The sequence below is a fragment of the Microcystis sp. M144S2 genome (assembly GCF_020246065.1).
In the GTDB taxonomy this organism is placed as follows: domain Bacteria; phylum Cyanobacteriota; class Cyanobacteriia; order Cyanobacteriales; family Microcystaceae; genus Microcystis; species Microcystis ichthyoblabe_A.
The window spans coordinates 1-10,226 of record NZ_JADBTR010000001.1; the positions used below are offsets into that span (position 1 = coordinate 1).

A 10,226-nucleotide genomic window follows, 5' to 3' on the forward strand; every position below is an offset into this window, starting at 1 on the left:
AGACCTCTTGCATAAATCCGAAAACAAACGATAGAAACAATAATGGGAGGGACTTTCAGTTAATTATTTATTAGTAGTTGATAATCTTCAAAAATGTTGCTGTACAAGGATCGACTTAAGACTTTTGCAAGAGGTCTATAGGTTTTCACCTCAATATGTTGACTCTCGGACTAGCCTTGTCATAACCTATGAAGTAGTCAATCAACATAGACGGACTAGGCGTAAGGTCTGGTTCGTTTATTACTATATCACTTTAAAAGGTTAATATAGCAATAAAGAGAAAATTTACAGATCGAGAGGTTGATCAGCACCCAACTGTCCGCTAAAATGATAGTCCAGCGATAAAAGCCTCTAAGGAATTGAAAAAATATCGCAATCAAGACTGTAAATAGTCTTTTTTAAGGAATTCCCTAATAGGGATAGCTTGATAATCGCACTTTCCTCCTTTAATCAGCTTTAGGCTTGATTAAATTTTGTTTACTTTGACCGACCCATCGCAAAACATAACGGTCAACTCATCCCCGATTCGAGATTTCCTAAAACGAATAGCGGAATCAGCAATAACCCCGATCACTTCGTTATCCTTCTCAACTATCCTTTGCTCATAGTCCTTTGTCCTCATTTATCATTACAATATAGGTATCGTAGCACAAATATTCTAAGTTTACAAGTACATTTTTCAGGTGAATCGCAAAAAAGAAACAATTACACTGTCAATCCCTCCCGGCACGAAGGAGAAGCTAGAGGCGATCGCCCGACGCTTTGACATCTTTTGGGGGAAAAGTCCTAGTCCGTCAGGTCTGATCGTCGCCATCGCCGAAGGGGAACTGGAGATCGGTGAACCCTTTACCCTCTCGACGAAGCGGGTCGAAGCGATCAAGGAAGCGATCGACCGTCTGGTGCGATCGGGTCACATCGAACCGGCCCAGACTCTTTCTAATTTTCTTTTAGAGAAGGGAAATCTCTCCCTTCAAGAGCGTCGGGAGATTTCCGAACAGGTGAGTCAGTACGATCGCGATTGGCGGCTCACGGTGGAGCGCTATATCCATGACAAGCAAGCTTTTCGGGTAATGTACAAAAATTCTCAGGGACAGACCCTAGAATTTACCGTTCGCTCTGCCGAGATCATGTTTCGGGAAAAAGAATTCTATCTAGAGATCTGGTGTGAAGAAACGGTCGATCTGCCAGAAGAAGATCAGCGAGACTTTCCCGAGCTTGTTCACAATCGCTGTCTTAAATTCTCTCGTATTCAAAGCCTGATCCCGATCGAAGAACAATGGCGAGACAGTCTCGATTTTATAAAAGTACAATTACAATTAGAAAAAGACCTCGTGAAGGCTTATGAAAGGAAGGCAAGGGATATCGACGACCGAGAGGTAAACGGGAAAAGGATTATAACCCGTAAAGTCTCTAGTCATTTTTGGTTAATTCGGGAGATTTTACCCTATGGAGATCGCTGTATTGTACTTACACCAGAGCCATTACGCAACCGGATCAAACAAATGTTATTAAATCTTCATCAACAATACGAATCGGGGTAAAATGTGCGATCACTGGTCACAAGAATCGGTTATATCTGGACTTCCCTGTTGACAAAAGGCCATAACCCTCACTGTAGGAGAAAAAGAGAATTTCCGATTCCCCGTCACTAGGTACGAATTAGGGAAACCCCTGATCAATCCAACGACCAAAGTCCGAAAGCTACACACGAAAAATTTCTCTTGATTCCGTTTCAATCATCAATCCCTTAATAAGAATTGATAGGATGAGCATCCTTTGACGGTCAAAGATAAACCCGATGAAAATCTATCAACCTGTTCAATATCGGTCATGAAAGCCAAATTTGTTTTAAACTCGCTCAAATCGGATCGAAGGGAATTAGACGTGAATCTTCTCCTCGTTTCTGGAATTGGCTTGGGAATTACCCTAGCCATTTACGCTCTGCTATTTCCCGTCAAAAATACTTTTATCGGGATTTTATTGTACGAGCGGGGATTCACTCAAATTCTCACGATCGCCTTTGCTGGAATTGTGGCGGCTTTGACCCTGCTGAAATTTTTTAAGCTTCAAAAAGAAGCGCGAACTTTAGGGGAAGAACTGATTCCATCCAATATATCCCTTGAGGATCCGACAAGCAATCAGGTGATCAATCTGCAACAGAATCTAGCAAAAGAGAAGGGCTTGCTGGCCCGTCGTTGTAGTCGGGTAATCGCCGTGTATATTACCTCTGGTAATCGTCAAATCGCTAACGAGTTCTCTTTAGAAGATTCGGCTTTTTATCATAGTGCCTCCGAGTCTTCCTATACCATACCCAAGATTTTAGTTTGGGCAATTCCGCTGCTGGGATTTATCGGCACGGTGTTCGGCATCAGTGCTTCGGTGGGGGGATTTACAGGATTTCTGGAAAATGCCAGCGATATCGACCAAATTAAAGAGGGTATCGGCACTGTGACCCAAGGATTAGCGATCGCATTTGATACCACTCTTTTAGCTTTATTTATGAGCGTATTGGTGATGCTGCCTTTGGTGATGGTCGAGCGTTTAGAATCCCGTCTGCTGCTGGCGATCGATATCTACATCAACGATAAAGTATTACCACGATTACAAGATAAAAGTAAAGGAAACGCGACCATTACCGGGGAAATAGTCGAGCAAGCGGTAATCAAAGCCGTCCGACAAAATTTCCCAGCCCCCGAAACCTTGATCGAACCAGCCAAACATTATGCAGAACAAGCGGCGGCAGCATTGGCAAAAGGGTTCACGCAAGAAGTAAACGGCATACGAGAGGCCGTTGCTCAAACAGTTCGAGAAATCCAGACGGTAAGGGAGACAACAACTAAAGAACGTCAGGAGTTTTTGACCTTTCTCGGTGAGCAGATAAAAATACAGCGAGGGCTAATAAATGAGATTAAAATAACCGTCAAGGCCATCCATCAAAATCATCTAGCGGTAGCCGATGGATTTAAAGAACAAGCTCTGGTGGTCGGTTATAAATTGGAGGCGGCGGCCCAAGCCTTAGAACAAAAAATAAGCAGTTTGGAGAAATACGCGGCTCAAATCAGTGAGATCGACAGTTTACAGCGTAGTTTAGACGATAATCTCCGCAATCTCAAAGAAAAAGCCGTTTTAGAAAGTGTTTTAGCGGAAATTCAGACCAGCTTGGAGCGGTTAAGACCGACATTAGACCAACTGAATAAGCCGCGCCGGATTCTACTCTTAGAACAGGAAGATGAAAGGACTTAAATTATGCCTAGAGCGATGCGTAGCCGACAATCTATACAGATAGATTTATTTCCATTTTTATCGATCCTAGCCTGCACGATAGGCAGTCTTATTCTCCTGATTATCGTGCTTACTTCCGAGATTATCGGCAGCCAAAAGCAAGTAACAATCGTGGCCAAGAGCGATAACGGTTTGAATCGATCAAAACAGCCCCTTTATATCGAGTGTCAAGCCGATGGTGTAATTTTACATCCCAAACAAGTTTTTGTAGCTGCCTCCGTTTTGGAAAGTGAGTTCTCACCACTGGGAATATTACTGAAGAAAATCGATCCTAGTCAAGAATATCTCATCGTTGTGGTCAGACCGGACGGAATCGATACCTTTAAAAGAGTTAGAAGTTTGGTCGAGGGAAGGGGAATAGATATCGGTTACGAACCTTTGGATAAAGATTGGAAGTTAAATATAAAATCGGAAGCAAAAAATTGATTGGAAAAATAAATGAGAAAACTGAGAAAGTATAATCGTTCAAGTTTGCCGATAGGTAATCTTGATTCATTCCTTGACATCATGACTAATACAGTAGGAGTTCTGATGTTTGTCAGTTTATTTATCACTCTGGTAGCCGTACAGTCGGGAACCACTATCCGAACGCCTCTAGTCTCTCAAACCGAAAAAAAACCTCATCTTTTTGAGGTGGCAGATAACCACGTTAGTTATCTAGATACCGAGATGATTTCTGGACAAATTGAGGATTTTGTTAAAACCTTACCTACCTGCACAGAACCGATCGAGCCTTATTACTATAGTCTAGAACAATTAACGGCATATATAGAAAAAATGCGCCAATATAGAAGTTGTGTTGAGGAAAAAGTCAGTAAAGTTAGGGAATTTAGACCACAAACCGATTCCTATCAAGCTCAACTAATAGACATCGAATCATTTGCTTGGCAGTACCAAAAACTTAATAAAAATGTGGGAACAGCCAACGAGCAGTTATCGAAAACTGATTCTCGGTTTAAGGAAATTATAAGTGGTCTCAATCCCGAACAAGATTACATCGCTTTTATCGTCAGACCTGATAGTTTTCCTACTTACAGAAAAGCGAGAGAAATCGCTTGGAAAAAGGGATTTAATGTCGGTTGGGAACCTCAAAAATTAGAACAATCGATTATCCTAGGATCATCGGGCAGAACTATCGGCGTTCAGTAGCTTCCACCTCTCGACACAATGTATCATGCTCTGGCAAAAATGTTATTTTTCGGTAAAATAGTTTCTTATGGAATTTAACGATGAAAGAACCGAAAATAGCGGTGAATTGGTCTCTGTCGGTGGGAAGCTTCCCCTATTGCGAGAATTGAGAACCTCACAACTGTTAGATTTTTTTGTTGCCTTGAGTGCTAACAAGGAAAAAAATCTCAGGAAACGGATCAATCAATGGCTTTATCCTAAAACCAGGCCGGGATTCTACATGGAGATCAAGCCGAACCTGCATCTCGCCTACGCCGATCAGAGGGATGGTCACGGCACTCAACACTGGTGGCGGTTGTTTTTCGATGAGCATTGGCAGGAAAGGATCGAGCAAATCGTCAGGGGAAGTGCCATCGTCGTCGGTCGGAGCAACAATGGAACGACCGAGTGGGGCGGGATGATGTTTCGATCGCCCGTGGAGGTAAAAATCGCTGAAGCTTTGGATAGAAGGGGTTTGTTATTTTTCGGCAATGCGAGGGGGCGGATAGGTGGTCAGGGTTCTCCCCTCTCGGCATCTACCATGACGGGAAGACTAGAGATAGATTTCTTGGTTTTTCAAAAAGGCAAGTGCATCAGCTTGGAAATCGATGGTAAACACCATCAAGAAAATGGCCAGACCCATCGCGACTACATAAGAGACCGGTTGCTTTTACGAGAAGGAATCGCCACCGCAAGGTTTACAGCCCAAGAATGTATGCAGTCCCCCGACACGGCGATCGAGGAGTTCTTGAATCTGTTTTAACAGCTTCCATATAGAGTAGGTTAAAAATGCAACAACCATCGAGTCCGGCATGGCCAGTAAACGATCGCTTTTTAGAACTTCGTTGTCGCTGGTTGACCCTGATCGGGGAACACCTGCAAGACGATCGAGGACGGTCATTAGAGTATTGGCGGGTTGAAAAAGCTGATTCCGTCATCGTTCTGCCCGTTCAAAACTCGATGATACTGCTGCCCGCTCCCAGTTATCGCCCCGGACTGGGACAAACAACCCTCGATTTCCCCGGCGGTCGGATTTCCGAGGAGCAAGACCATCACGAGGCGGCATTAATGACTCTAAAACGAGAATTGGGAATTGAAGCAACGGCAATGACCCGATTAACTCCCCTAAACAGCGCGGGTTGGGCAGTAAATAGCTCCTTTTCCAACCAGAAACTTTACGGTTTTACTGCCGATATCGACGGCGGCTTATCTACTAGCGAACTATTGACCTATCCCGCTAATTCAATCGGAGTCAGCGATTTGTTGAAATCCCTCACCTGCCTGCAATGCCGCGCCGTCCTGCTGGAATGGTGGTTAAAACAAACTCAACTTTAGCGTAACCCCACGTCTTCCGTCGCTATCGCCAGTCAATAGGTAGTACAAACTTATCCCCTAGCAAAACGTAATTTTCATGATTTAGCTTCCTTTTTTTTGGGTTTACCGATAATGTTTATAGAACATAGGTTGAGTTAAAGCATGAAACCCAACGCCTATTCTACACCTTCTCAACAGGATTTAGTATAACTTTTGGATATGGATAAAGCTGGCATTTCTATTACTTCGCTTCAAATAATTTCCGAATCTCTTTAATAGAAATATAGATACCGAGAACAGCAGCTAACAAAAGAAGGATTTGACTATCCGAACCAAGGCAATTCTGAAAATTTTCATCAGTTAACACTTTATGGACGACCTTAGACATTGCCAATACAGCCGATAAACTTAACCCAGAAACAAAAAGAATTTCTAGATAAGATTTATTGTTTCCCCGTCTTGGCTGTTTTTTTGTAACCAGTGCCACGCTTGCGGTAATAAGCACGGTTCCGATTAACAAAAGAACGTTTTCAAAGTTAACAATCTTCATCAAAAATTTATGCTGATTTTGCTTTCCTAAAGGTAATATACCATCCGCAGCCCGCCGCTAATATCGCACCAATAACCGCGCCATAAACTCCCGCAATCGATCCCCCTAGGGCTGCACCTCCCACCGTTACCACCATCAGGCGATCAGCTTTATCCCAAAATCGAGGGGAATCAGCACCCTCGTGATCAAGGGGGATCCCCCCGCCTGTCGGCACCCCCCTTATCAAGGGGGGCAGGGGGGATCCAGCTAATTTTTGGGCAGTTTTTACCCAATCTTGGCTAGGAATAACATCATTAATAAATAGGGACTCGAAATCTAAACTATCGGGAAACATGACGCTTAAACTTTTGGTGCGTTCTTGGTTAGCATAGGCTGCGTCTAATTCTTCGATCGCTTTTTTATAAGCTTTTTCTAGGGGGGGAAAATCCTTGACAAGTTGCCGCAATTGTGTTGCTGCCTGGGGTTGTTCTTCCCTTAATAATCGTTCAATTTCTTTGAGCGATCGCTGTAGATATTCTGGCAAAGGTTCAGTCTGCTGTGCGAGGGCGATTAGCAGCGCTTCAAGATCGATAATTGCTTTGGGGATTTCCATAAGTTAGTCCTGTCCAGTCAGGGTATAGGCTGCCCAATAGTAAGGATCACTGTATTCTGTTAGCTGATCTAGCCCTATTGTACTGCCTTCCTTTAAAATATTCGCCGCCCGCGCCTCCAGTCGATCGACCCATTCCATTAGGTCGGGAAGTTGTCCAAGTTGCTCGATCCAGTTAGCTAGTTGCTGCCAAGTGATATTTTTTAACCAATTTTGTGTATTTTTCAGAGCTAGGGCCGGGGATTCACCCGCTAATAATCTTTGATAGAAGTTAACCATAAACCAAGCGCTAGAAATCTCCTTCACCGGCCAGAGGGTACTGACCACATTAGTCGCACCCGCTGCCAAGAAAGCACTGACGAGGCCGACGTATTCGGTAGTAATGCCATCCTTGCCGGTGAGAGCGGTTTCACAGGCAGCCAGACAGACGAGACGGTAACTAGAGAGGTTGAGCTTGTTGATATCCCGGACAGTTAATAAACCATCGCTAAGGGCGATCGCAGACTCCTGGGGACGAAAAGAGTCATAAAAGCCGTGACCAGTGAAATGAAAGGTTTTATGGGCATTTTCGAGGGCTTTGGGGACGTTTTCGCGTGATGCCTTTTTCGGGCTGATTCTCTGGCTCGGTTGCAGGATATGGCTAATAATCGCTGATTCCAGTTGGGCGAAATCCATGGGTTTTTGTTCCGTTTTGGGGTCTTCGACGCTGAGGAGGGGAGAATAGGAGAAATCGCCGGACTGGGGACGCAAACCGACCTGAGCAGAGGGGAGATAGGTGGCGGTGTATTTTTCGGGGAAGAGGGTATGTAGGGGGAAGCGGTGCAGATCCCGGTGGGGGATGAGAATCAGGGAATCAACGGAAACCGGCAAAGGTTCGAGAATTTTATCGATCTGTAAAATCCGCTTTAATTCGGCAAAACGGCTGTTAAGTGACAATCTCCAGGGGTGATTTTGTTTATTCTCCGTTTCTTTTTTACTGGCATAGTCAAGGTATTGTTTATCCCATTCAGTTAACCAAGTCCGAAACTGTCGCGCTGGTTGACGGCGTTGTTCTGGCTCTAGAATGACGGGATCAGCCTCTGGGGTGATAATAAAGGTGGTGAGATTGTCTTCGCTGAGATACCAGTAGATAATCGCCTTATTCAGACCTGTCAGGCTTTGGATAGTGGCATAATCGGGACTGGTGGGGTTTTCTTGCCAATTATCGAGAATCCAAGTCAAACAACGATTTTTATAAAATTCTGCCTGTTCAATTGCGTCTAGAGGATGATTTTCCTCGATCAGTAAATCGATTTCTAGGTGACTAAAACTGCTGAATTTTCTCTCAAAAGCCGGTTTATCCCGTTTCTGGGCGCGTAGTCGGGTGAAAAGGTGGCGGCCCTGTTGTTGATAGAATCGCGCTTCAGGGATTTCCTGTAGGGAAAGATGAGCGCGGATCAATCCTTGCAGAATTTCTAAATGATCTTCGGGGAAGTCTTTTTCGCTGAGAATCGGTAAAGCGATTTGATAATGTCGGATTGCTTCGCGCCAATAGGGACTAGCTTTCTCTTTATACTGGGAATGTTCCAGATAAGCTTCCCCTAGATAGCGATAAATTTGCCCCCACGGAGGCGATCCTTGAATGAGGTGGGGAAGTGCCTCCCGGAGGGCGAAAATATGGGGTTCTCGGTCATTAAGGGCTACTATCGGTTTACGGTAAATGAGAGCTTCTAGACTGGGAGTAGAAACGCGATTTTTACTCAGAGAACAAACGGCCCACCCTCGGTTGTTCCAAGCATAATAGTAATCGGGTTTAAATTCTAAAGCTTTGTCGTAGGATGCGATCGCTTCTTCAAATCTGCCTAAATTATCTAACGCAATCCCTCGGTTGTTCCAAGCATAATAGTAATCGGGTTTAATTTCTAAAGCTCGATCATATGATGCGATCGCTTCCTCAAATCTGCCTAAATTACCTAACGCAACCCCTCGGTTGATCCAAGCTTCATGGTAATCGGGTTTAATTTCTAAAGCTCGATCGTAGGAGGAGATCGCTTGTTCAAATCTGCCTAAATTCCTTAACGCATTCCCTCGGTTGTTCCAAGCTTGATGGAAATCGGGTTTAATTTCTAAAGCTCGATCGTAGGATGCGATCGCTTGTTCAAATCTGCCTAAATTACCTAACGCACTCCCTCGGTTGTTCCAAGCTTCATGGTCATCGGGTTTAATGGCTAAAGCTCGATCCCAGGATGCGATCGCTTCTTCAAATCTGCCTAAATTAACTAACGCAATCCCTCGGTTGTACCAAGCTCCATGGTAATCGGGTTTAAATTCTAAAGCTCGATCGTAGGATGCGATCGCTTCTTCAAATCTGCCTAAATCATCTAACGCACTCCCTCGGTTGTTCCAAGCTTGATGGTCATCGGGTTTAATTTCTAAAGCTCGATCCCAGGATGCGATCGCGCCGATAAAATCCCCATTGATTACTTTCTGGTATCCTTGCTCAAACCAGAATTCGGCATCCTGAACCACTTCCGTTAAATCCGTCTCCTTTGGGCATAGATTTTCCCCATCCACACTGGAAACATCCCTCACCGCGTCGCGTAACTGGAGGCTAATCCGTTGGGACACTTCCCCCAGATTTCCCGTCATCACCTTGCCTAAAGCCGCCAGATTCCGCCCTAAAGTTTGATAATCTTCTGGATACAGTAGCCATTCCTCGCTTTTGACCTCTAACCACCGCGCCAGCTTTTTATCGTCACAATGGCGACTGTATAGCCATCCCCGTAATCCGCCGGTAGTGGTTCCCGCCGCCACCTGCTCGAATAACCCCATCAATATCCCTTCATATTCCCCATCGCTGGGTTCTGGAGGAGTATTTTTGACTTCTTTGGGGTTAATTGCCTTCGGACTGGCAATAAAGAGCGATTTTAGCCAATTCCAGAGCTTTTTTAGTAGGGATAGCATCGGAGAAAGGGGGAAAGGAAGATAAGGAAATTATATCTCTACTGCCGAAAGTCGTCCCTTTCGGGGTTCATACTCGTCCTAAAAGGGGAAATCAGCAATCAAACTTCTGAAAATACCCTAGCGATCGCTATCTTCCAGCGAGCGAGCCAATTCTAAGACCTGTTCGAGAGATAATCCCAGAGAAGCGGCGATTTCTTGGGGATTAACCCCCGCTCGCAATAATAAGGGAACAGAAGCCAATTTTCCGATGATTTCCCCTTCTTGACGACCTTCTTGACGACCTTCCTCTAGGGCCTCCTGAAACACACGCGTCTGTCTTAACTCGCTTAAACTAAACATAGCTTCTAGCTCCTTTCGATTAATCTGCGGCAACTTGTAAAT

Annotated in this window: 9 protein-coding genes and 1 pseudogene; 6 read left to right on the forward strand and 4 right to left on the reverse strand. The window is 44.6% G+C overall.

Translation table 11 applies throughout. The features are described from left to right. The first annotated feature begins 683 nt into the window (after window positions 1-683). From IM462_RS00005 to IM462_RS00030, 6 genes are all read left to right on the forward strand, one after another. Window positions 684-1,541 carry a helix-turn-helix transcriptional regulator gene (locus IM462_RS00005; protein WP_287703381.1) on the forward strand — a complete coding sequence of 286 codons (858 nt, stop codon included), beginning with the start codon at window positions 684-686 and terminating at the stop codon, window positions 1,539-1,541. A 289-nt stretch (window positions 1,542-1,830) separates the two neighbouring features. Then, the gene (locus IM462_RS00010; RefSeq protein ID WP_287703383.1) at window positions 1,831-3,243 is read left to right on the forward strand and encodes a MotA/TolQ/ExbB proton channel family protein; all 1,413 of its coding nucleotides are present in this window, start codon (window positions 1,831-1,833) and stop codon (window positions 3,241-3,243) included. A gap of 3 nt (window positions 3,244-3,246) precedes the next feature. Then, window positions 3,247-3,708 carry a hypothetical protein gene (locus IM462_RS00015; protein ID WP_287703386.1) on the forward strand — a complete coding sequence of 154 codons (462 nt, stop codon included), beginning with the start codon at window positions 3,247-3,249 and terminating at the stop codon, window positions 3,706-3,708. 81 nt (window positions 3,709-3,789) lie between these two features. Then, a complete protein-coding gene (locus IM462_RS00020; protein ID WP_287703388.1) occupies window positions 3,790-4,431 on the forward strand; it encodes a hypothetical protein in 642 nt (213 codons plus the stop codon). 67 nt (window positions 4,432-4,498) lie between these two features. Then, window positions 4,499-5,212, forward strand: a complete 714-nt coding sequence (locus IM462_RS00025) for a DUF559 domain-containing protein (protein WP_287703390.1) — start codon at window positions 4,499-4,501, stop codon at window positions 5,210-5,212. A 26-nt stretch (window positions 5,213-5,238) separates the two neighbouring features. Continuing rightward, entirely contained in the window at window positions 5,239-5,784 is a 546-nt protein-coding gene (locus IM462_RS00030; protein ID WP_287703392.1) for an NUDIX hydrolase, read from the forward strand. Window positions 5,785-6,004: 220 nt separating this feature from the next. On the opposite strand, the gene IM462_RS00035 is transcribed toward IM462_RS00030, so the two are convergent. The 4 genes and pseudogenes from IM462_RS00035 to IM462_RS00050 all read right to left on the reverse strand — a co-directional run. Further along, complete coding sequence (locus IM462_RS00035; RefSeq protein ID WP_287703394.1) at window positions 6,005-6,313, reverse strand: hypothetical protein; 309 nt, start codon at window positions 6,311-6,313, stop codon at window positions 6,005-6,007. A 7-nt stretch (window positions 6,314-6,320) separates the two neighbouring features. Continuing rightward, on the reverse strand, window positions 6,321-6,905 hold the full coding sequence (locus IM462_RS00040) for a hypothetical protein (protein ID WP_287703396.1): 585 nt from the start codon (window positions 6,903-6,905) through the stop codon (window positions 6,321-6,323). Between the two features lie 3 nt (window positions 6,906-6,908). Beyond that, on the reverse strand, window positions 6,909-9,845 hold the full coding sequence (locus IM462_RS00045) for a CHAT domain-containing protein (protein WP_287703398.1): 2,937 nt from the start codon (window positions 9,843-9,845) through the stop codon (window positions 6,909-6,911). A gap of 117 nt (window positions 9,846-9,962) precedes the next feature. After that, window positions 9,963-10,226: pseudogene (locus IM462_RS00050) on the reverse strand (Rpn family recombination-promoting nuclease/putative transposase); the annotation flags it as partial.

Excerpts from the sequence above, each read along its gene's own strand:
- IM462_RS00010 (WP_287703383.1), top strand. The coding sequence starts at position 1,831 with ATGAAAGCCAAATTTGTTTTAAACTCGCTCAAATCGGATCGAAGGGAA.
- IM462_RS00015 (WP_287703386.1), top strand. The coding sequence starts at position 3,247 with ATGCCTAGAGCGATGCGTAGCCGACAATCTATACAGATAGATTTATTT.
- IM462_RS00020 (WP_287703388.1), top strand. The coding sequence starts at position 3,790 with ATGACTAATACAGTAGGAGTTCTGATGTTTGTCAGTTTATTTATCACT.
- IM462_RS00025 (WP_287703390.1), top strand. The coding sequence starts at position 4,499 with ATGGAATTTAACGATGAAAGAACCGAAAATAGCGGTGAATTGGTCTCT.
- IM462_RS00030 (WP_287703392.1), top strand. The coding sequence starts at position 5,239 with ATGCAACAACCATCGAGTCCGGCATGGCCAGTAAACGATCGCTTTTTA.
- IM462_RS00035 (WP_287703394.1), bottom strand. The coding sequence starts at position 6,313 with ATGAAGATTGTTAACTTTGAAAACGTTCTTTTGTTAATCGGAACCGTG.
- IM462_RS00040 (WP_287703396.1), bottom strand. The coding sequence starts at position 6,905 with ATGGAAATCCCCAAAGCAATTATCGATCTTGAAGCGCTGCTAATCGCC.
- IM462_RS00045 (WP_287703398.1), bottom strand. The coding sequence starts at position 9,845 with ATGCTATCCCTACTAAAAAAGCTCTGGAATTGGCTAAAATCGCTCTTT.